Source organism: Pseudomonas sp. QE6 (assembly GCF_041379005.1).
Taxonomy (GTDB): domain Bacteria; phylum Pseudomonadota; class Gammaproteobacteria; order Pseudomonadales; family Pseudomonadaceae; genus Pseudomonas.
Genome location: NZ_CP166873.1, coordinates 1953083 through 1974119 on the forward strand (window position 1 = coordinate 1953083; position 21037 = coordinate 1974119).

Sequence of the window (21037 nt, forward strand, 5' to 3'; positions counted from 1 at the left end):
CGGTCCTGCGAACCGATCCCTCTCTGTAGGAGCGAGCTTGCTCGCGAACGGATTTCCCGGCGGCACCTGAGCTGGGCGGGTTCGCGAGCAAGCTCGCTCCTACAATTCCGCACGATATTCAAACCAGGTACAGGATCGGACTTCGTTCGCGATGGTCCGAGCCGCCGTAGAACATCGCGGACGAAGTCCGCTACTACGAAAGACATCCCGCCGAACCCTTTTCCCGGGCATAAAAAAGCGCGACCCGCAGGCCGCGCAAAGATCGATTGGAGAGAATGCCCGGCTCGCGCCGGGCGGGTGGATCAGAAGAAGCCCAGCGGGTTGATGTCGTAGCTCACCAGCAGGTTCTTGGTCTGCTGGTAGTGGTCGAGCATCATCTTGTGGGTCTCGCGGCCCACGCCGGATTTCTTGTAGCCGCCGAACGCGGCGTGCGCCGGGTACAGGTGGTAGCAGTTGGTCCACACACGGCCGGCCTTGATGCCACGGCCCATGCGGTAGGCACGGTTGATGTCACGGGTCCAGAGGCCGGCGCCCAGGCCGTACTCGGTGTCGTTGGCGATCGCCAGCGCCTCGGCCTCATCCTTGAAGGTGGTGACGCCCACCACCGGGCCGAAGATTTCCTCCTGGAACACGCGCATCTTGTTGTTGCCCTTGAGCAGGGTCGGCTGGATGTAATAGCCGCTGGCGAGGTCGCCGCTCAGGCGCTCGACCTGGCCGCCGGTGAGAACCTGCGCGCCTTCCTGCTGGGCAATGTCGAGGTAGGAGAGGATCTTCTCGTACTGCTGCTGCGAAGCCTGGGCGCCGACCATGGTGTCGGTGTCCAGCGGGTCGCCGCGCTTGATCGCCTTGACCTTCTTCATCACCACTTCCATGAACTGCGGGTAGATGGACTCCTGCACCAGCGCGCGGGACGGGCAGGTGCACACCTCGCCCTGGTTGAAGAAGGCCAGCACCAGGCCCTCGGCGGCCTTCTCGATGAAGGTCGGCTCGGCCTGCATGATGTCCTCGAAGTAGATGTTCGGGCTCTTGCCGCCCAGCTCCACGGTGGACGGAATGATGTTCTCTGCGGCGCATTTGAGGATGTGCGAGCCCACCGGAGTCGAGCCGGTGAAGGCGATCTTGGCGATGCGCTTGCTGGTGGCCAGCGCCTCGCCGGCTTCGCGGCCGAAGCCCTGGACGACGTTGAGCACGCCCGGCGGCAGCAGGTCGCCGATCACTTCCATCAGCACGCAGATGCCCAGCGGGGTCTGCTCGGCCGGCTTGAGCACCACGCAGTTGCCGGCGGCCAGGGCCGGGGCGAGTTTCCAGGCGGCCATCAGCAGCGGGAAGTTCCACGGGATGATCTGCCCCACCACGCCCAGCGGCTCGTGGATGTGGTAGGCGACGGTGCTGTCGTTGATCTCGGCGGCAGAGCCTTCCTGGGCGCGGATGCAACCGGCGAAGTAGCGGAAGTGGTCGGCGGCCAGCGGGATGTCGGCGTTCAGCGTTTCGCGGATCGGCTTGCCATTGTCCCAGGTCTCGGTGATGGCCAGCAGTTCCAGGTTCTGCTCGATGCGGTCGGCGATCTTCAGCAGGATGTTGGAGCGGTCCTGTACCGAGGTGCGGCCCCAGGCGTCAGCGGCGGCGTGGGCGGCGTCCAGTGCCTTGTCGATGTCGGAGGCGTCAGAGCGGGGGAATTCGGCGATAGCCTGGCCGTTCACCGGCGAGGTGTTGGTGAAGTACTGACCCTTTACCGGCGGGACGAATTCGCCGCCGATGTAGTTGCCGTAGCGCGCCTTGAAGGAAACGATGGCGCCTTCGGTACCGGGGTGGGCATAACGCATGGTCGAATCTCCTGGGTCTTGTGCTTGTTGGGGAGGACGTTGATCAAGCGTAGAGCAAGGGCCGGGCCATGCCAGCGCAAGCCGCGCCGCACAAGGCCTCGGGACTTTCGCCGGGGGTTGCTGAAACGCCCGCTGTGGCAGGCCTGGGACAGTGCGTCGTGACACTTTGTCCCGTATTCGTGACAGTCGTGACCTGACGGTCGGACAGGCGTTGCATTGCCCGGACACGTGGAGGATGCTGTCCGAGGTTCGTGGCCGATTCATGACGGCGACGGACCTTCGGGGCTGCCTCCCCGTCCCCATTGCGGAGAACAACAAGAATGCGTGCCAACGATATGAGCCGCCACGCCCGCCAGGTCATGACCGTCGCCGAGGGCCGTGCTCGTGCCGGCGCTCCCGGCGCCGACCCGTCGATCGCCCGTTCCTGGATGCGCTGCCTGGAGCAGTACCACCTGGACCCGGCGCAAACCATGGCGCCTACGGTGCTGGAACATGCCCGCATGCTGGAGCGCCGCGAGCGCCTGCAGCAGGTGCTGGAAATCGCCAGCGACGAGATGACCAGCCTGCACCAGCAGCTTTCCGGCGCCGGCCATGCGGTACTCCTCACCGATTCGCGCGGCGTCATACTGAACTGCGTCAGCGAGGCTGCCGAGCGGCGCACCTTCGAGCAGGCCGGGCTGTGGCTCGGCGCCGACTGGAGCGAGGCGCGCGAAGGCACCAACGGCATCGGCACCTGCCTGGTCGAGCGCCAGGCGCTGACCATCCACCAGGACGAACACTTCCGCAGCCGCCACACCGGACTGACCTGCTCGGCGAGCCCGGTCTTCGACCCCCAGGGCGAACTGCTGGCGGTGCTCGATGTGTCCTCCGCGCGTCGCGATGCCTCGCGGCAAAGCCAGTTCCACACCATGGCGCTGGTCAATCTGTCGGCCAAGGCCATCGAGGGCTGCTACTTCCTGCGCCATTTCGAGGACCAATGGCTGCTGCGCTTCCACCTGCAGCCGGACGGCCTGGGCCTGTTCAGTGAAGGCATGATTGCGTTCGACGGTGCCGGCCGCATCCAGGCAGCCAACCAGAGCGCCATCAACCTGCTCGGCAGCCATCGCGAGAGCCTGCTGGGGCGCTCGCTGGAACAGTTCTTCGACTGCCGGCTGGACGACCTCTTCAACCGCGCCGATCCGCAGCCCAATGCCAGCTGGCCGCTGCGTACCCATTCCGGCCGCACGCTGTACGCTCTGCTGCGTGGGCAGCGTCCCGTGCCCGCAGCGCCCGTGCTGCCGCGTGCACCGCTGGCCAAAGGGTTGTGCATCGATGATCCGCAACTGGCCCACGATTTCCGCCGGGCGCTGAAGGTCTACGCCCACGACGTGCCGCTGTTGCTGCAGGGCGAGACCGGCACCGGCAAGGAGGCTTTCGCTCGCGCCGTGCACCTGGGCGGCGAGCGTGCCGGCAAGAGCTTCGTCGCGCTGAACTGCGCGGCGATTCCCGAGACGCTGATCGAGAGCGAGCTGTTCGGCTATCGCGGCGGCAGCTTCACCGGCGCACGCAAGGAAGGCATGCGCGGCAAGCTGCAACAGGCCGACGGCGGCACCCTGTTCCTCGACGAAATCGGCGACATGCCGCTGGCCCTGCAGACGCGCCTGCTGCGGGTGCTGGAGGAGCGCCAGGTGGTGCCCATCGGCGGCGAGCCGCAGGACGTGGATATCCGTCTGATCAGCGCCAGCCACCGCGACCTGGAGGCACTGGTGGCGACCGGGCAGTTCCGCGAAGACCTCTACTACCGGCTCAACGGCCTGGTGGTGGCGTTGCCGCCGCTGCGCGAGCGTGCGGACCGGGATGCGCTGCTCGATCATCTGCTGGCCGAGGAGAGCAAGGGCCGTGCGGTGCGCCTGGAGGCAGACGTCCGCCGCCACCTGCTCGACTATCCGTGGCCGGGCAACGTGCGTCAGTTGCGCAATGTGCTGCGGACGCTGTGCGCGTTGTGCGAGGGCGGGCGCATCCAGATGGCCGACCTGCCGCCGGACCTGCGCCGCGCGCCGGCCCCCGCTGCCGTCGCTACGCCCGTCGTGGCAAGCGAGGAGGGTGGCGATGCACTGGGCAATGCCGAGCGCCTGGCCCTGCTGGAAGTGCTGGAGGCGCATCACTGGCACGTCAGCCGGGTGGCGCAGCAACTGGGCATCAGCCGCAACACGCTGTACCGCAAGCTCAACCGCCACGGACTGAGTCGCCGAACCTGAACAGGACGGTCCCGGTAGCAGCGGACTCTGTCCGCGATTGGCCCGGTGCCATGCGGTTCGCGAGCAAGCTCGCTCCTACGAAGAGCACGCGCGCCGAACCTGTAGGAGCGAGCTTGCTCGCTAACAGGTGCCAGGCTTGGGATGGATCCCCCGGCTGACTTCGCCCCTTCACCGAAGGAGCGTAGGGCGTATAACGTTCGACGTTATATGCGTTTGACCTTGAGCGCAGGGCGCTCCGGGCTCAACCAGGCGCTGGCGGCAGACAACGGTATAGCGGCGTACAACCGCGAACGGCTGTACGCCCTACGGTTCGCTCCCGTGACGACATTCTCCGCCCACCGGGAACCGCCTCCCCACCTCGTCGTCTGATGCCCCGGCGGCGGGCCGCGCGGGGGCGCGCTGTGCTACTCTGCCGCCCATTCGAAGCGCCTGGAAAGGCTTGATTGCAGGAGTCTGCATGCATATCCACATCCTCGGCATCTGCGGCACCTTCATGGGGTCGCTGGCCGTCCTGGCCAAGGAGCTTGGTCACCGCGTGACCGGTTCCGACGCCAACGTCTACCCGCCGATGAGCACCCAGCTCGAAGCCCAGGGCATCGAGCTCATGCAGGGCTATGACCCGGCGCACCTCGATCCGGCACCGGACCTGGTGGTGGTCGGCAACGCCCTGTCGCGCGGCAACCCCGCTGTGGAATACGTCCTGAACAAGGGCCTGCCCTACGTTTCCGGCCCCCAGTGGCTGGCCGACCACGTGCTGCAAGGCCGCTGGGTACTGGCCGCCGCCGGCACCCACGGCAAGACCACCACCAGCAGCATGCTGGCCTGGGTGCTGGAGCATGCCGGCATGAGCCCGGGCTTCCTGATCGGTGGCGTGCCGCAGAACTTCGGTGTCTCCGCGCGCCTGGGCGGCACGCCGTTCTTCGTGGTCGAAGCCGACGAGTACGACAGCGCCTTCTTCGACAAGCGCTCCAAGTTCGTCCACTACCACCCGCGCACGGCGATCCTGAACAACCTGGAATTCGACCACGCGGATATCTTCCCCGATCTCGCCGCCATCGAGCGGCAGTTCCACCACCTGGTGCGGACCATCCCCGGCGAAGGCCTGATCATCCATCCCACGTCCGAAACCGCACTCAAGCGCGTGATCGGCATGGGCTGCTGGACCCCGGTGCAGACCACCGGCGAAGGCGGCCAGTGGCAGGCGCGCCTGCTCAGCGACGACGGCTCGCACTTCGAGGTGCTGTTCGACGGCCAGGTGCAGGGCACCGTGGACTGGGAACTGACCGGCCAGCACAACGTCGCCAACGCCCTGGCCTGCCTCGCGGCGGCCCGCCATGTCGGCGTGGTGCCGGAGCTGGGCTGCGCCGCGCTGTCGGCCTTCAAGAGCGTCAAGCGGCGCATGGAGAAGGTCGCCGAAGTCAACGGCGTGACCATCTACGACGACTTTGCCCACCACCCGACGGCCATCGCCACCACCCTCGACGGTCTGCGCAAGCGCGTCGGCGATGCGCCGGTGATTGCCGTGGTCGAGCCGCGCTCCAACTCCATGAAGCTCGGCGCCCACCGCGACGGCCTGCCCGAGTCCGTGGTGCAGGCCGACAGCGTGTTCTGGTACGCCCCGCCGAACCTCGGCTGGGACCTGGCCGCCACCGTGGCCAGCTCCACCGTGCCGACCCAGGTGTGCGACTCGCTGGACGCCATCATCGCGGGCGTGAAAGCCATCGCCACGCCGGGCACCCAGGTGGTGATCATGAGCAACGGCGGTTTCGGCGGCCTGCACGGCAAGCTCGCCCAGGCGCTGGAGGGCTGATCCATGGCCGGAGCCGAACGCGTCACCCTCGCCATGACCGGCGCCTCGGGCGCCCAGTACGGCCTGCGCCTGCTCGACTGCCTGGTGCAGGAGGATCGCGAGGTGCACTTCCTGATCTCCAAGGCCGCGCAACTGGTGGTGGCCACCGAGACCGACGTGACCCTGCCGGGCAAGCCGCAGGCGATGCAGGCCTTCCTCAGCGAATACACCGGCGCCGCTCCCGGGCAGATCCGCGTGTACGGCAAGGAAGACTGGATGGCGCCGGTGGCTTCCGGCTCCGGGGCGCCCAGCGCGATGGTGGTGGTGCCCTGCTCGACGGGGACGCTCTCGGCCATCGCCACCGGCGCCTGCAACAACCTGATCGAACGTGCCGCCGACGTGGCGCTGAAGGAGCGCCGCCAGCTCATCCTGGTGCCGCGCGAGGCACCGTTCTCCAGCATTCACCTGGAGAACATGCTCAAGCTTTCGAACATGGGCGCGGTGATCCTTCCCGCCGCGCCCGGCTTCTACCATCAGCCGCAGACGGTGGACGACCTGATCGACTTCGTCGTCGCGCGCATCCTCAATCAACTGGGCATCCCCCAGGACATGCTGCCGCGCTGGGGCGAACACCATCTTGTCAGTGACGAATAAGCTCCTCGCCGCCCTGTTGCTGCTGCAACTGGGCGGTTGCGCCACCGTGAAGACCCTCAACGCCGCCAAGCCCGACGCGCCGCTGATCTATGCCGGCACCCGGCTGGACTGGTATTCGCTCAATGGCGGCTGCTGCCCGATGGACCGCTTCGGTGTCGAGGCGCCGGCCTATCCGGCGCTGGACCTGCCGGGCAGCGCGCTGCTCGACACCTTGCTGCTGCCATTCTCCATTGCGGCGGAACTGGGCGTCGGCCTGCAGGTACGCGGCGGGAACTGACGGCCTGTAGGGCGTATGACGTTCGACGTCGTGCGCCGTTTGACCTTGATCTCAGGGCTCTCCGAGTTTCATCCCGGCGTCGATGGCCAATAACGGTGTATCGGCGTACAACCGCGAACGGTTGTACGCCCTGCGTTCCGGGGGCGAATGGGGGATTGCGGAGGATTACTTACCCAGCCTGCGCAGTTCGTCCGATTCGACAACGCGGGTGCCCTTGCCGGTTTCCAGCGCCAGGCGCCAGAGCGCGCGGGCCAGGGCGCAGGCTTCGATGCCGTGCAGTTTGCCCGGCAGGATGCGGGCGAAGGGGGCGGCGAGCAGCTCGGCCAGGCGTACCTCTTCGCGCTGGCCCAGCAGCAGCGAGGGGCGGGCGATGGTCAGCTGCGGCCAGCCTTGCTGGCGCAGGGCGTCTTCCAGCTCGCCCTTGACCCGGCTGTAGAAGATCGACGACTTGCTGTCGGCGCCCAGGGCGCTGATCACCACGTAGTGCCGTGCACCCAGTTCGAGACCACGGGCGCCCAGTGCCAGGGGCAGGTCGAAATCGATGTTGCGGAAGGCCTCTTCGGAGCCCGCCTCCTTGATCGTGGTGCCCAGGCAGCAGAACACGGTGTCCACCGGCCGGGTCAGGTCCGGGATCAGTTCGGCCAGCGGGCCGATGGGGTTTTCCAGGCGCGGATGTTCGGCCAGCTTCCGTCGGGTAGGGGCCAGCACGCGCTTCACGGTGGGTTCGTTGAGCATGCGGTCGAGCAGGTGTTCACCCGTGAGACCGGTCGCTCCGGCAAGCAGGATATTCGTCGGTGTTGAGTACATCTGTGTTTCTCCCTGACACACTGACAAGCTTAGTTGCCGGCCTATTGTTTTGCCTGTACGGCGACACTCTTGGCATCGAGTGGCATATGGCGCTGCTGGGCACGCAGGGCCTTCCAATGGTTTAGAACCGTCGCTGGCGCCCAAAGTTGCGGCTCGGATGGCTCGAACTGTTCCTCCTTCTCGCGCCGGGCGACCGTGTTGCTGGCCTGCGCGAAGGCTTCCTCGAGGTCATCCGTCTGTTGGAAGGCCTTGGCGAACAGCGCGTCACCGAAGTAGGTGAAGTCGGCCTCTTCGGAGCAGCCGAAGGATACCCGGTCGCTGCGGGCGGCGGTCATGATCAGGGTCTTGTCGTCCTTGAGCGCGGGGATGAAGCCGCCGCTGTAGCAGGCCGAGATTACCAGGACCTTGTAGCGGTCCTTCAACGGCGCAAGCAGGGTGGCCAGTTCGCTGGCCGGCAGGTCGTCGAGCTTCAGGCCCGGCATGTCGAGCACCAGTTGGTGGTCGGAGGAGCCGTGGCTGGTCAGGTAGATGAAGACCAGGTCTTCCGGGCCGCTGCGTTCAGCCAGCGTACGCAGGGTGCGGGCCAGGCTTTCGCGGGTGGCCATTGGCCGGTCGGTGAGATGGTCGCGATGGTTCACCAGCGTCACCACGCCCTGTGCGCCGAAGCGCTGGCCCAGCAGGTTGGCGACATAGTCGGCCTCGCGCAGGAACACGCTCTGCTTGCCGTCGCCGCCCAGGCTCAGGCCGTAGAGCTCGATGGCTGGCGTGGACGGCGGGATGGCCGCCAGCGCCTTCTGCAGCAGCGGGCCCTGTTCCAGCAGGCCGATCTCCAGCGCGTTGGGCAGCAGTGCGCCGTGCTCGTCGCGCGTGCGCTGGCCACGGCTCCAGCTGCCGCGCTGAACGCTGCCGTCGCTGCGGGTGAGGGTGCCTTCGCCCGAGTATTCGCCACGGGCGAAGCCGCCGCGGTAGACCTGCCCGTCGGCCTGGCTGAGGGTGCCCTTGCCGTCGAAGCGCCACTGGCGGAACTCGCCCTGGTAGCGGCTGCCGTCGCTGCCGATGAACTCGCCCGTGCCGTCCAGCGAACCTTCCTTGAAGGTGCCGAGCCAGACGTCGCCGGCGAGGTTCTGGAAGCGTCCCTTGCCGTCGAACTGATCGTTGCGGAACTCGCCGCTGTAGTGGTCGCCGGCATCGTCGCGGAAGGTGCCCTTGCCGTTGAGCGTGCCGTTCTTGAATTGTCCGCTGTACTGGTTGCCGAGGCTGTCCACGCGCGCGCCTTCGCCATTGGCTTCGCCGCCTGCGAACCAGCCCTGGTGGCGGGTGCCGTCGGGCTGTTCGAGGGTGCCCGTGCCTTCGTAGCGCCCCTTGCGGAAGCCGCCGCTGTAGCTGGTCTGGCCCTGGGTCAGACGACCTTCGCCGTCGAACTCACCCTGCTTGAACTGGCCGTCATAGGTGCTGCCGTCGGCGAACTGCAGATGGCCCCGCCCCTCGAACAGACCCTCGCGAAAGCCTCCGACATAGGTCGTGCCATCACCGCCGCGCCACTTGCCCTGGCCGTTCTGCAGGCCCTTGTCGAATTCGCCGTCGTACCAGGCGCCGTTGGGGTAGTCCAGGCGGCCTTTTCCCTGTAACTGGCCGTTCACCAGTTCGCCACGATAGCGCGCACCATCGGGCAGGCGGCCGTCGGGTGGCGTCAGGGGCTCGCCTTCGCCGCAGGCGGCAAGGAGCAGGGCGAGGCCGAGGGGCAGGAGATGGCGTGGCATGGGAGGTCTCGAATTGCGGTGGGGCGCGATTTCAGTGTGGACGTAAAAAAGCCCGCGGGTGCGGGCTTTTTTCAGGGAACCTTGCTCAAGTCCACTGGGTGAGCTTGTTGCCTTCCTTGTCCTTGAAGGCACCGACGATGATCATGATGAAGTCGACCAGCGTCCAGATACCCAGGCCGCCCAGGGTGAGGATCTGCAGGATACCGGTGCCGATCTTGCCCACATAGAAGCGATGGGCGCCGAAGGTGCCGAGGAAGAAGCACAGCAGGAAGGCGGGGAGAATGCGTTTTTCGGTCATGGGACTGTCCTTGTGAATGGCCGGAGGCCGCCTGGCTGGCGGCCTCCGTCATTCTAATCCATAACCGTCAGGAAATGTTTCAGACGAAGCACAGGCTCAGGGATTCGGCGATGTAGGCGGGTTTGGCCTGGCCTTCGATCTCCAGGGTGCAGCGCGCCTTGATCAGCCACTGGCCGGGGTTCTTCTCGGTGATGTCGCTGATGGTCACCTGCAGGCGCACGCGGGAGTTGACCGGTACCGGCTGGATGAATCGAACGCTGTCCAGGCCGTAGTTCACCACCATCTTGGGGTTCTCCGGCAGCACCAGCAGGCCTTCGCAGAGTTTCGGGATCAGCGACAGGGAGAGGAAACCGTGGGCAATGGTGCCGCCGAACGGGGTCTTCTTCGCCTTTTCCGGGTCGACGTGGATGAACTGGTGGTCCTCGGTGCACTCGGCGAACTGGTTGATGCGCTCCTGGTCGATGGTGATCCACTGCGAGTGGCCCAGATCCTTGCCGATGTAGTCCTTCAGTGCGCTAACAGGTACGAATGCCATGTTTCCTCCGGGGAATGCGTTTTTTTCTTCTAGTGCGTCCAGCAGAGCGTAAAGCAGCCAGTAGATCAGCATGGGTACCGGGTGCGGTCAAGCCGGCCCGGCATTCATGCTTTGGGCGAATGCCGTGCCATAGCGGCGCCTGGCTGGGCATAATGGCGCCTCCTTGCGCTGGAGATGTCCCCATGCTGTTACGTGGCCTGACCTGGCTGGTGCTGTTCCAACTGCTCGGCACGGGTCTGAATGCTCTCATCCTGCACATGATTCCCGGCCCCATCATTGGGCTGGTGCTGCTCTTTCTGTACCTGGTGTGGAGCGGGGAAGTGAGTGCGCCGGTGAACGAGGCGGCCGGCTCGCTGCTGCGCTATCTGCCGTTGCTGCTGGTGCCGGCGGCGGTGGGGGTGATGGCTTACGCGAAGCAGATTGCCGCGGACTTCTGGGCCATCGTCGGGGCGCTTGCGCTGTCGCTGCTGGTGTCCTTCGTGTTCGCCGGCTGGCTGATGCAGAAGCTCATCGACCGCCAGCGCCAGCGGAAGGAGGGCGCCTGATGTTCGACTGGCAAGGTGCGGTGAACGCCGTCATCCACCATCCGCTGTTCTGCGTCGGCGTCACCCTGGGTGCCTACCAGTTGGCGCTGGCCGCTTATGAACGCACGCGTTGGGTATTCCTGCAGCCGGTGCTGGTGTCGATGCTGATCGTCATCGGCGTGCTGCTGGCCTGCGGCATCGACTACGCCGAATACAGCACCAGCGCCAAGGTGCTGACCATTCTCCTCGGCCCCGCCACCGTGGCGCTGGCGGTGCCGCTGTTCCTCAACCTCAAGCGCATCCGCCAGCTGTTCTGGCCGACCCTGATCACCCTGGTGGTGGCCGGGCTGTTCGCCACCGGGCTGGGCATCGGCCTGGGCTGGCTGTTCGGCGTTGACCACGAGCTGCTGATGAGCCTGGCGCCCAAGTCGGTGACCTCGCCGATCGCCATGCTGGTGGCCAGCCAGATCGGCGGCGTGGCGGCGCTGGCGGCGGTGTTCGTGTTGATCACCGGCGTGCTCGGCGCCATCCTCGGTCCGGAACTGCTGCGCCGCGTCGGTGTGCATCACCCGGCCGCGCAGGGCATGGCGCTGGGCATGACCGCCCACGCCGTGGGCACTTCCCGCGCGCTGCAGGAGGGCGAGGAATGCGGCGCCTTCGCCGCCCTGGCGATGAGCCTGATGGGCGTGGCCACTGCGGTACTGCTACCGTTGGCGGTAGCGCTGCTTGCCTGACGCCGCCCAGGGTTTCGAGGAATGACCATGATGTTTCCGCTGTTTCCCCTCAACACCGTACTGTTCCCCGGCTGTCGCCTCGACCTGCAGATCTTCGAGGCGCGCTACCTGGACATGATCGGCCGTTGCATGAAACAGGACGCCGGTTTCGGTGTGGTGTCCATCGTCGAGGGCGAGGAGGTCGGCGGTGCGCCGGAGCGCTACAGCCTGGTTGGTTGCGAGGCGCGTATCCGCGACTGGCAACAGCGACCCAATGGCCTGCTGGGCATTCGCGTCGAAGGCGGCCGGCGTTTCCGCGTGCTCTCCGCCAATGTGCAGCCGGACCAGTTGAGCGTGGCTGAGGTGGAGTGGCTGGACGAGCAGCCCGACCAGCCGCTGACCAAGGAGCACGACGACCTGGCGGCGTTGCTGGAGGCGCTGTCCATGCACCCCATGGTTTCCGCGCTGGAGATGGGCGGGGAGGTCAACGGCCAACAGGAATTGGCCTGTCAGCTCGCCTACCTGTTGCCCTTCGAGCGTGACCAGAAGCAGGTGCTGCTGGAGATGGACGACCCGACCGTGCGCCTGGCGCGGATTCAGGTTTTGCTGGAGCAGTTGCAGGGCGATTTCGTGGCCTGACGCAGCGGCTTTTCGTAGGAGCGAGCTTGCTCGCGAACAGACTCCGTAGCAGGGTTCGGTTCGCGAGCAAGCTCGCTCCTACAGGGTAAGCATTGGCGCCGCTGCCTGCCCTCACCCCAAGTCTCTCCCAGTGGGAGAGGGCCGGGGTGAGGGGAAACCCAGGCACGATCTTCCCAGGAGAAACGACAAGGCCCGCGAATGCGGGCCTTGTGTTTTCACGGCGTCAGCGAAGGATCAGAACGAATCCCCCGGCACCCGCACCCAGCCTTCCATGAGGATGCGCGAGCTGCGGCTCATGATGGCCTTGGTCACGGTCCACTCGCCGTCCACCTGCTTGGCCTCGGCGCCTACGCGCAGGGTGCCGGAGGGGTGGCCGAAGCGCACCGCGGTACGTTCGCCACCACCGGCGGCGAGGTTCACCAGGGTGCCGGGAATGGCGGCGGCGGTGCCGATGGCCACGGCGGCGGTGCCCATCATGGCGTGGTGCAGCTTGCCCATGGACAGCGCGCGCACCAGCAGGTCGACATCGCCGGCCTTCACCGGCTTGCCGCTGGAGGACAGGTAGTCCTTGGGCGGGGAGACGAAGGCGATCTTCGGCGTGTGCTGGCGGGTCGCGGCTTCTTCGGCCGTCTTGATCAGGCCCATGCGCAGCGCGCCGGCGATGCGGATCTTCTCGAAGCGAGCCAGCTGTTCGGGGTCGCCATTGATCGCTTCGCGCAGCTCGGTGCCCTGGTAGCCGATGTCCTCGGCGTTGACGAAGATGGTCGGGATGCCGGCGGTGATCATGGTCGCCTTGAAGGTACCGATGCCGGGGACTTCCAGGTCGTCCACCAGGTTGCCGGTGGGGAACATTGAGCCGCCTTCGTCGCTATCGTCGGACGGGTCGAGGAACTCCAGCACGATCTCGGCGGCGGGGAAGGTCACGCCGTCCAGCTCGAAGTCGCCGGTTTCCTGCACCTGGCCGTTGGTGATCGGCACGTGGGCGATGATGGTCTTCTGGATGTTGGCCTGCCAGATGCGCACCACGCAGGTGCCGTTGTCCGGAATGCGCGACGGGTCGACCAGGCCGGCGTGGATGGCGAAGGAGCCGGCGGCGGTGGAGAGGTTGCCGCAGTTGCCGCTCCAGTCGACGAAGGCCTTGTCGATGGAAATCTGGCCGTAGAGGTAGTCGACGTCGTGGTCCGGCTGGGTGCTCTTGGACAGGATCACGCACTTGCTGGTGCTGGAGGTCGCGCCGCCCATGCCGTCGATGTGCGCGCTGTACGGATCGGGGCTGCCGATCACGCGCATGAACAGCTTGTCGCGGGCCGCGCCGGGCACCTGGCAGCGCTCGGGCAGGTCCTGCAGGCGGAAGAACACGCCCTTGCTGGTGCCGCCGCGGATGTAGGTGGCGGGGATCTTCACTTGGGGTACGTGGGGCATTCTCAGGTCCTGTGCGTTACTTGTAGAAGCGAGCTTGCTCGCGAACGGCCCCGCAGCGGGGATGGGTTCGCGAGCAAGCTCGCTCCTACAGAAGTTGTGCCGGCCCGCGAGCGGGCCGGCTGTTACATCACGCTACCGCGCCTTCCAGGAAGTCCTTGGCGAAGCGCTGCAGTACGCCACCGGCCTTGTACACCTTCACTTCGGCGGCGGTGTCGAGGCGGCAGGTGACCGGGACTTCGACGACTTCACCGCTCTTGCGATGGATGACCAGGGTCAGGTCGCAACGCGGCGAGACTTCGCCCTTGATGTCGTAGGTCTCGGTGCCGTCCAGGCCCAGGGTCAGGCGGGTGGTGCCCGGCTTGAACTCCACCGGCAGCACGCCCATGCCCACCAGGTTGGTGCGGTGAATGCGCTCGAAGCCTTCGGCCACGATCACTTCCACGCCCGCCAGGCGAACGCCCTTGGCCGCCCAGTCGCGGGACGAGCCCTGGCCGTAGTCGGCGCCGGCCACGATGATCAGGTTCTGCTTGCGGTTCATGTAGGTTTCGATGGCTTCCCACATGCGCATGACCTTGCCTTCCGGCTCGACGCGGGCCAGCGAGCCCTTCTTCACCTCACCGTTGACCACGGCCATTTCGTTGACCAGCTGCGGGTTGGCGAAGGTGGCGCGCTGGGCGGTGAGGTGGTCGCCGCGGTGGGTGGCGTAGGAGTTGAAGTCCTCCTCCGGCAGGCCCATTTTTGCCAGGTATTCACCGGCGGCCGAGTCCGCCAGGATGGCATTGGATGGCGACAGGTGATCGGTGGTGATGTTGTCCGGCAGGATTGCCAGCGGACGCATGCCTTTCAGCGTGCGCTCGCCCGCGAGTGCGCCTTCCCAGTACGGCGGACGGCGGATGTAGGTGGACATCGGGCGCCAGTCGTACAGCGGGCTTTCCGCTTCCTGCACGCTGCCCAGGTCGAACATCGGGATGTAGACCTGCTTGAACTGCTCGGGCTTGACGCTGGAGGCGACGATGGCGTCGATCTCTTCGTCGGACGGCCAGAGGTCCTTCAGGGTAACCGGGTTGCCGTTCTTGTCGGTGCCCAGCGGGTCCTGCTCGATGTCGAAGCGCACGGTGCCGGCGATGGCGTAGGCGACCACCAGCGGCGGCGAGGCGAGGAAGGCCTGCTTGGCGTAGGGGTGGATGCGGCCGTCGAAGTTGCGGTTGCCCGAGAGCACGGCGGTGGCGTACAGGTCGCGGTCGATGATCTCTTTCTGGATCGCCGGATCCAGCGCGCCGGACATGCCGTTACAGGTGGTGCAGGCATAGGCGACGATGCCGAAGCCGAGCTTCTCCAGCTCCGGCAGCAGGCCGGCTTCTTCCAGATACAGCTTGGCGACCTTCGAACCCGGCGCGAAGGAGGTCTTCACCCACGGCTTGCGGATCAGGCCCAGCGCGTTGGCCTTCTTCGCCACCAGGCCGGCGGCGATGACGTTGCGCGGGTTGGAGGTGTTGGTGCAGCTGGTGATGGCGGCGATGATCACCGCGCCGTCGGGCATCAGGCCCTGGGCTTCTTCACCCTTGCCGGCGGCCAGCTTGGCTTCGTCGGCGATGCCGCGCTCGGCCAGCGCCGAAGTCGGCAGGCGGCGGTGCGGGTTGGACGGGCCGGCCATGTTGCGCACCACGCTGCCCAGGTCGAACTCCAGCACGCGCTCGTACTCCGCGGTTTCCAGCGCGGTGCTCCACAGGCCGAGGGTCTTGGCGTAGTTCTCCACCAGCGCTACCTGCTCGGGCTCGCGGCCGGTGAGCTTGAGGTAGTCGATGGTCTGGCCGTCGATGTAGAACATCGAGGCGGTGGCGCCGTATTCCGGGCACATGTTGGAGATGGTCGCGCGGTCGCCGATGGTCAGGCTGTCCGCACCCTCGCCGAAGAACTCGACGTAGGCGCCGACCACGCGTTCCTTGCGCAGGAACTCGGTCAGGGCCAGGACGATGTCGGTGGCGGTGATGCCCGGCTTGCGCTTGCCGGTCAGCTTGACGCCGACGATGTCGGGCAGGCGCATCATCGACGGGTGGCCCAGCATCACGGTCTCGGCCTCGAGGCCGCCGACGCCGATGGCGATCACGCCCAGGGCATCCACGTGCGGGGTGTGCGAGTCGGTGCCGACGCAGGTGTCGGGGAAGGCCACGCCGCCGCGCGCCTGGATCACCGGGCTCATTTTCTCCAGGTTGATCTGGTGCATGATGCCGTTGCCGGCCGGGATCACGTCGACGTTCTTGAACGCGGTCTTGGTCCAGTCGATGAAGTGGAAGCGATCCTCGTTGCGGCGGTCCTCGATGGCGCGGTTCTTCTCGAACGCGTCCGGGTCGAAGCCCGCGGCTTCCACGGCCAGCGAGTGGTCGACGATCAGCTGGGTCGGCACCACCGGGTTGACCTTGGACGGGTCGCCACCCTGTTCGGCGATGGCGTCACGCAGGCCGGCGAGGTCGACCAGCGCGGTCTGGCCGAGGATGTCGTGGCAGACCACGCGCGCCGGGTACCAGGGGAAGTCCAGGTCGCGCTTGCGGTAGACCAGCTGCTCCAGCGAAGCGGTCAGCTCCGCGGGCTCGCAGCGGCGCACCAGCTGTTCGGCCAGCACGCGGGAGGTGTAGGGCAGTTTGTCCCAGGCGCCGGCCTGGATCGCATCGACCGCCTCGCGGGCGTCGAAGTAATCCAGCGCGGTGCCGGGCAGGCGTTTGCGGAATTGAGTGTTCATCATTTGCGGTCCTTGAGCGGCACGAACTGCAGATCTTCCGGGCCAACGTAGTTGGCGCTCGGGCGGATGATCTTGCCGTCGATGCGCTGCTCGATGACGTGGGCGGACCAGCCGGCGGTACGGGCGATCACGAACAGCGGGGTGAACATGGCGGTGGGCACGCCCATCATGTGGTAGCTGACGGCGCTGAACCAGTCGAGGTTGGGGAACATCTTCTTGATTTCCCACATCACGCTTTCCAGGCGCTCGGCGATGTCATACATCTTGGTGTTGGACTGCTCGACGGACAGCTGGTGAGCGACTTCCTTGATCACCTTGTTGCGCGGGTCGGACACGGTGTAGACCGGGTGGCCGAAGCCGATCACCACTTCCTTGCGCTCGACGCGGGCACGGATGTCGGCCTCGGCTTCGTTCGGGTTGTCGTAGCGCTTCTGGATCTCGAAGGCCACTTCGTTGGCGCCGCCGTGTTTCGGGCCGCGCAGCGCGCCGATGGCGCCGGCGATGCAGGAGTACATGTCCGAGCCAGTGCCGGCGATCACGCGGGAGGTGAAGGTGGAAGCGTTGAACTCGTGCTCGGCGTACAGGTTCAGCGAGGTGTGCATGGCGCGCACCCAGGACTCGCGCGGCTTCTGCCCGTGCAGCAGGTGCAGGAAGTGGCCGCCGATGGACTCATCGTCGGTCTCGACTTCGATGCGCTTGCCGTTGTGGCTGAAGTGGTACCAGTAGAGCAGCGCGGAGCCCAGGGACGCCATCAGCTTGTCGGCGATGTCGCGGGCGCCCGGATGGTTGTGGTCGTCCTTCTCCGGCGACAGGCAGCCGAGCACGGACACGGCGGTGCGCATCACGTCCATCGGATGGGCGGACGGCGGCAGGGTTTCCAGGGCGGCCTTCACGCCTGCCGGCAGGCCGCGCAGGGCTTTCAGCTTGGCCTTGTAGCCGGCCAGTTCGGCGGCGTTGGGCAGCTTGCCGTGGACCAGCAGGTGGGCGATTTCCTCGAAGTCGCAGCGGTTGGCGAAGTCCAGGACGTCATAGCCACGGTAGTGCAGGTCGTTGCCGGTACGGCCGACGGTGCACAGGGCGGTGTTGCCAGCGGCGGTGCCACTCAGGGCCACGGACTTCTTCGGCTTGAAGCCGGTGGTGGTTTCTGCGGTAGCGCTCATCGCGTGTCTCCTCATCAAATCCGGTTGCTTGTTCTTGTTCCGCTGGCACAGGCCGTGCGGTCGGTTCGAATCTGGTCGGCGGATAACGCCTGTGGCGTTATGCGCCCTACGTTTGCTTGCTTCGTCATCCCCGCGAAGGCGGGGACCCGGAAACAATGGCGAATCCTGCGCTAGGCCCGATTCGCCGATTCATCTCACTTCTTGCCAGCAGCGAACAGCGCGTCGAGCTTCTGCTCGAAGGCGTGGTAGCCGATGCGGTCGTACAGCTCGGCACGGGTCTGCATCAGTTCGATCACGTTCTGCTGGTGGCCTTCCTGGCGGATCGCGGTGTAGACGGCTTCGGCGGCCTTGTTGGCGGCGCGGAAGGCCGACAGCGGGTAGAGCTGGATGGCCACACCGACCGAGGCCAGCTCGTCGCGGGTGAACAGCGGGGTGGCGCCGAACTCGGTGATGTTGGCCAGGATCGGCACGTTCAGCGCATCGACGAAGCGCTTGTAGGTCGGCAGGTCGTAGGCGGCCTCGGCGAAGATGGCATCGGCGCCGGCTTCGACATAACGCTGGCAGCGTTCGATGGCGGCGTCCACCCCTTCGGCCTGGATGGCGTCGGTACGGGCGATGAGGAAGAAGTTCGGGTCGGTCTTGGCATCGGCGGCGGCTTTCACGCGGTCAGCCATTTCCTCGACGGAGACGATTTCCTTGCCCGGACGGTGGCCGCAGCGCTTGGCGCCGACCTGGTCTTCGATGTGGGCGGCGGCGGCACCGGCCTTGATCAGGCTCTTCACGGTGCGCTCGATGTTGAAGGCGCTGGGGCCGAAGCCGGTGTCGATGTCCACCAGCAGCGGCAGGTCGCAGACGTCGGTGATGCGGCGCACGTCGGTGAGCACGTCATCCAGGGTGTTGATGCCCAGGTCCGGTAGGCCGAGGGAGCCCGCCGCCACGCCGCCACCGGAGAGGTAGATGGCCTTGAAGCCGGCGCGCTTGGCCAGCAGCGCGTGGTTGGCGTTGATCGCGCCGATCACCTGCAGCGGCTTTTCTTCGGCAAGGGCTTCGCGGAAACGTTGGCCGGCGGTCTTGTAGCTCATTGTTCACCTCGTACGTTGGCTGTCTTGGCTTGGGCGTCCAGGTAGTGACGCTCCACATTGCGTTTCGAGGCGCCGATGTGACGGCGCATCAGCAACTCGGCCAGTTCGCCGTCACGATCGGCGATGGCATCGAGAATCCGGTGGTGCTCGGCGAAGGCCTGGCGCGGCCGGTTGGGCGTCGCCGAGAACTGCAGGCGGTACATGCGCACCAACTGGTACAGCTCGCCGCAGAGCATGCGGGTGAGGGTGCGGTTGCCGCTGCCCTGGATGATCCGGTAGTGGAAGTCGTAGTCGCCTTCCTGCTGGTAGTAGCCGCGCCCGGCCTGGAAGGCCTCGTCGCGCTCGTGGGTGTCGAGCACCCGGCGCAGCTCGTCGATCTCTTCCTGGCTCATGCGCTCGGCGGCCAGGCGGCAGGCCATGCCTTCGAGGGATTCGCGGATCTCGTAGAGCTCCAGCAGCTCCTCGTGGCTGAGCGAAACGACCCGCGCACCGACGTGCGGCACGCGCACCAGCAGCTTCTGGCCTTCCAGGCGGTGGATTGCCTCGCGCAGCGGGCCCCGGCTGATGCCGTAGGTACGCGCCAGCTCCGGCTCGGAAATCTTGCTGCCGGGGGCGATCTCGCCTTTGACGATGGCGGACTGGATCTTGCGGAACACGTGTTCCGAGAGGGTCTCGCTGTCGTCCGAAACCAGGCTTGGCAGAGTCAGGCTATCGTTCATGGTGTCGACAATCTTCTTGATGTGCGGCGAAAGCTACCCCTCCAATGCGCCTTGGTCAATGAAGATTTGATGAAGTGTCGACAATCGTCTAACAAGCCCCTGGGTTTATACCCGTGTGGACAGGTCCGGCGGCGATGCTGTCCGCGCAAATGGCGGATATCCCCTCGTCAGCCGCTGTGCCGGCGCCGCTCAGGCCCGCTAGGATCGGGGGAAAAACGGAGATCGCGTGCATGCAACTCTACGACCGCTATGTGCTGCCCCGGCTGATCGATTTCGCCTGCGGCCTGGGCGATGTGATGAAGCAGCGCTCGCTGCTGGTGCCCCGCGCCCATGGCCGGGTGCTGGAGATCGGCATGGGCACCGGGCTGAACCTGTCGTTCTACGATCCGGCGAAAGTGTCGACAATCGTCGGGGTCGACCCCGCGGCGCAGATGCAGAAGCTCGCCCGCGAGCGCGTCGGGCGCATTGGCATTCCGGTGGAGATGGTGGCGCTGGAGCTGGGCGAGATCCGTGCCGACGCCGCGAGCTTCGACAGCATCGTCTGCACCTTTACCTTGTGCAGCATTCCCGATGCCGTGGCGGCGCTGAAGGAAATGCGCCGGGTGCTCAAGCCGGGTGGCGAATTCCTCTTCTGCGAGCACGGCCTGGCGCCGGACGCCAGCGTGCGCGCCTGGCAGCACCGGCTGACACCGGTGTGGAAGCCGCTGGCCGGCGGCTGTCACCTTGACCGCGACATGCCGGCGTTGATCCAGGCCGGCGGCTTCACGCTGCGCGAGCTGGTCCAGGACTACCTGCCGGGTCTCCGGCCGATGACCTATGTGTATCGCGGCATGGCCGACTGAGCGAAATCAGGCGGCGCGGTGCAGCGGAGTGACGCTGAGAATGTGGGAGCTGGCGAGGAACAGGTCCTGTACGGCGCCGCTGGGTGCCTCGCGGTTCTGGCAGTCGTCCAGGCGCACCATGGCGGGCGCATGGCCTTCGTGCAGGGCAAGGAAGTCTTCCCGGCTGATGCGGCCGCGAAGAATGCGTTGCGGTCGGTAGGGAGACCAGGTCTCCACTTCGACCCAGAGGCTTTCGGGATCGTCATGCATGGCGGATGGTCCGGTGGGAAAAGTGGCGTGCCTACCCTGAGACACCGGACCTGCGCCAAGTTCATCGGGGGCCCCCGATGAATTTGTAGAAAATTATTTTCTCCAGGCCGTGCGCCCTGCAGTGACGAGTCCCCGGCGAAGGCCTTGAACGGAGTCGCCGAGGTGTCAGCCGGCACGGTCTGCCCCCCTCCCGGAGGGCGAGGGCTGGGGGGAGGCGCAGGCACAGACTGTCCAGAGGAAGGCAGTTGCTCCTGCAAGAGCGTGCATTCAGATCAGAGCTGGATATCGTCGCGGATCAGCACGCAGGTGCAGCCGTCATTGTCTTCGCTCCAGTCGTGCAGGAAGTACATCTGGATCTTGCCGGCGTCCATCACCGCCAGGAAGTCGCCGACTTCCGGAACGAAGAAGCCCGGCGTGCCCGGCTCGGCTTCGGATTCGAGGCGCGCGTTGAAGAACAGCTCCGGGTCGGCGTCGTCGTAGAAGTCTTCGCGTTCGGCGGCGTCCCACTCGGCGGGGGCTTCGAAGGGGCCGAGGAAGAGCACCTTGGCACTGCCCATGTCCAGCTCTTCGGCATCCGGATCGTTGTCGTCCGGGCGGTAGACGTCGGCATCCAGTGCGTCGGCGTGGGCGAGGATGGCGCGGCGTGCGGCCATGCGCTGCTGCGGGTCGACGCCGGCATCGGCGCAGAGCTGGTTCCAGAGGGTTTCGGCTTGGGTGGACATGGGGGCTCCCGCTCGTGCGGTCGGTTCAAAGGTGGGTAGTGTCCGGGA

General features: G+C 66.3%; 20 protein-coding genes. 8 read left to right on the forward strand and 12 right to left on the reverse strand.

The genetic code is table 11. The annotated features are described in order from the left end of the window. Positions 1 to 302 precede the first annotated feature (302 nt). Positions 303 to 1823, reverse strand: a complete 1521-nt coding sequence (locus ACAW63_RS08995; protein ID WP_275610166.1) for an aldehyde dehydrogenase family protein — start codon at positions 1821 to 1823, stop codon at positions 303 to 305. A gap of 320 nt (positions 1824 to 2143) precedes the next feature. Between ACAW63_RS08995 and ACAW63_RS09000 the strand changes: the two genes are divergently transcribed. The 4 genes from ACAW63_RS09000 (at position 2144) to ACAW63_RS09015 (ending at position 6780) form a co-directional block, all read left to right on the forward strand. Beyond that, a complete protein-coding gene (locus ACAW63_RS09000; RefSeq protein ID WP_371233125.1) occupies positions 2144 to 4060 on the forward strand; it encodes a sigma-54-dependent Fis family transcriptional regulator in 1917 nt (638 codons plus the stop codon). A 457-nt stretch (positions 4061 to 4517) separates the two neighbouring features. Continuing rightward, entirely contained in the window at positions 4518 to 5870 is a 1353-nt protein-coding gene (mpl, locus tag ACAW63_RS09005) for a UDP-N-acetylmuramate:L-alanyl-gamma-D-glutamyl-meso-diaminopimelate ligase (protein WP_371233127.1), read from the forward strand. Between the two features lie 3 nt (positions 5871 to 5873). Then, on the forward strand, positions 5874 to 6503 hold the full coding sequence (ubiX, locus tag ACAW63_RS09010; RefSeq protein WP_371233129.1) for a flavin prenyltransferase UbiX: 630 nt from the start codon (positions 5874 to 5876) through the stop codon (positions 6501 to 6503). After that, the gene (locus ACAW63_RS09015; protein ID WP_275611881.1) at positions 6493 to 6780 is read left to right on the forward strand and encodes a YceK/YidQ family lipoprotein; all 288 of its coding nucleotides are present in this window, start codon (positions 6493 to 6495) and stop codon (positions 6778 to 6780) included. Before ubiX ends, ACAW63_RS09015 begins: the two co-directional genes overlap by 11 nt. 165 nt (positions 6781 to 6945) lie before the next feature. Here ACAW63_RS09015 and ACAW63_RS09020 read toward each other — a convergent pair whose 3' ends face one another. From ACAW63_RS09020 to ACAW63_RS09035, 4 genes are all read right to left on the reverse strand, one after another. Continuing rightward, a complete protein-coding gene (locus tag ACAW63_RS09020) occupies positions 6946 to 7587 on the reverse strand; it encodes an oxidoreductase (protein WP_275610169.1) in 642 nt (213 codons plus the stop codon). Between the two features lie 41 nt (positions 7588 to 7628). Next, positions 7629 to 9347, reverse strand: a complete 1719-nt coding sequence (locus ACAW63_RS09025; protein ID WP_371233131.1) for a C13 family peptidase — start codon at positions 9345 to 9347, stop codon at positions 7629 to 7631. Between the two features lie 85 nt (positions 9348 to 9432). Next, positions 9433 to 9645, reverse strand: a complete 213-nt coding sequence (locus tag ACAW63_RS09030; protein WP_152220258.1) for a TM2 domain-containing protein — start codon at positions 9643 to 9645, stop codon at positions 9433 to 9435. Positions 9646 to 9724: 79 nt separating this feature from the next. Continuing rightward, entirely contained in the window at positions 9725 to 10180 is a 456-nt protein-coding gene (locus ACAW63_RS09035) for a MaoC family dehydratase (protein WP_371233132.1), read from the reverse strand. A 182-nt stretch (positions 10181 to 10362) separates the two neighbouring features. On the opposite strand from ACAW63_RS09035, the gene ACAW63_RS09040 reads away from it, so the two are divergent. Genes ACAW63_RS09040 through ACAW63_RS09050 form a run of 3 tightly spaced genes read left to right on the forward strand, consistent with a single transcriptional unit; the run spans position 10363 to position 12056 of the window. Then, a complete protein-coding gene (locus ACAW63_RS09040; protein ID WP_371233134.1) occupies positions 10363 to 10725 on the forward strand; it encodes a CidA/LrgA family protein in 363 nt (120 codons plus the stop codon). After that, complete coding sequence (locus tag ACAW63_RS09045; RefSeq protein WP_371233135.1) at positions 10725 to 11438, forward strand: LrgB family protein; 714 nt, start codon at positions 10725 to 10727, stop codon at positions 11436 to 11438. Before ACAW63_RS09040 ends, ACAW63_RS09045 begins: the two co-directional genes overlap by 1 nt. Positions 11439 to 11465: 27 nt before the next feature. Beyond that, positions 11466 to 12056: an LON peptidase substrate-binding domain-containing protein gene (locus ACAW63_RS09050; RefSeq protein ID WP_371233136.1), complete on the forward strand. Its 591-nt coding sequence runs from the start codon at positions 11466 to 11468 to the stop codon at positions 12054 to 12056. 234 nt (positions 12057 to 12290) lie between these two features. Here ACAW63_RS09050 and prpF read toward each other — a convergent pair whose 3' ends face one another. The 5 genes from prpF to ACAW63_RS09075 form a co-directional block, all read right to left on the reverse strand. Beyond that, the gene (gene prpF, locus ACAW63_RS09055; protein ID WP_371233137.1) at positions 12291 to 13478 is read right to left on the reverse strand and encodes a 2-methylaconitate cis-trans isomerase PrpF; all 1188 of its coding nucleotides are present in this window, start codon (positions 13476 to 13478) and stop codon (positions 12291 to 12293) included. A gap of 127 nt (positions 13479 to 13605) precedes the next feature. Continuing rightward, positions 13606 to 16215: a Fe/S-dependent 2-methylisocitrate dehydratase AcnD gene (gene acnD / locus ACAW63_RS09060; protein ID WP_371233139.1), complete on the reverse strand. Its 2610-nt coding sequence runs from the start codon at positions 16213 to 16215 to the stop codon at positions 13606 to 13608. Further along, on the reverse strand, positions 16215 to 17375 hold the full coding sequence (gene prpC / locus ACAW63_RS09065) for a 2-methylcitrate synthase (protein ID WP_371233140.1): 1161 nt from the start codon (positions 17373 to 17375) through the stop codon (positions 16215 to 16217). Before prpC ends, acnD begins: the two co-directional genes overlap by 1 nt. A 194-nt stretch (positions 17376 to 17569) precedes the next feature. Then, entirely contained in the window at positions 17570 to 18457 is an 888-nt protein-coding gene (gene prpB / locus ACAW63_RS09070; protein ID WP_371233141.1) for a methylisocitrate lyase, read from the reverse strand. Beyond that, a complete protein-coding gene (locus tag ACAW63_RS09075; protein WP_275610178.1) occupies positions 18454 to 19176 on the reverse strand; it encodes a GntR family transcriptional regulator in 723 nt (240 codons plus the stop codon). The genes prpB and ACAW63_RS09075 overlap by 4 nt, the downstream gene beginning before the upstream one ends. Before the next feature lie 230 nt (positions 19177 to 19406). On the opposite strand from ACAW63_RS09075, the gene ACAW63_RS09080 reads away from it, so the two are divergent. Continuing rightward, a complete protein-coding gene (locus ACAW63_RS09080) occupies positions 19407 to 20018 on the forward strand; it encodes a class I SAM-dependent methyltransferase (protein WP_371233144.1) in 612 nt (203 codons plus the stop codon). A gap of 6 nt (positions 20019 to 20024) precedes the next feature. Here ACAW63_RS09080 and ACAW63_RS09085 read toward each other — a convergent pair whose 3' ends face one another. Continuing rightward, entirely contained in the window at positions 20025 to 20267 is a 243-nt protein-coding gene (locus ACAW63_RS09085) for a hypothetical protein (protein WP_371233145.1), read from the reverse strand. A gap of 272 nt (positions 20268 to 20539) precedes the next feature. Continuing rightward, on the reverse strand, positions 20540 to 20989 hold the full coding sequence (locus ACAW63_RS09090; RefSeq protein WP_371233147.1) for a hypothetical protein: 450 nt from the start codon (positions 20987 to 20989) through the stop codon (positions 20540 to 20542). Positions 20990 to 21037: the final 48 nt, after the last annotated feature.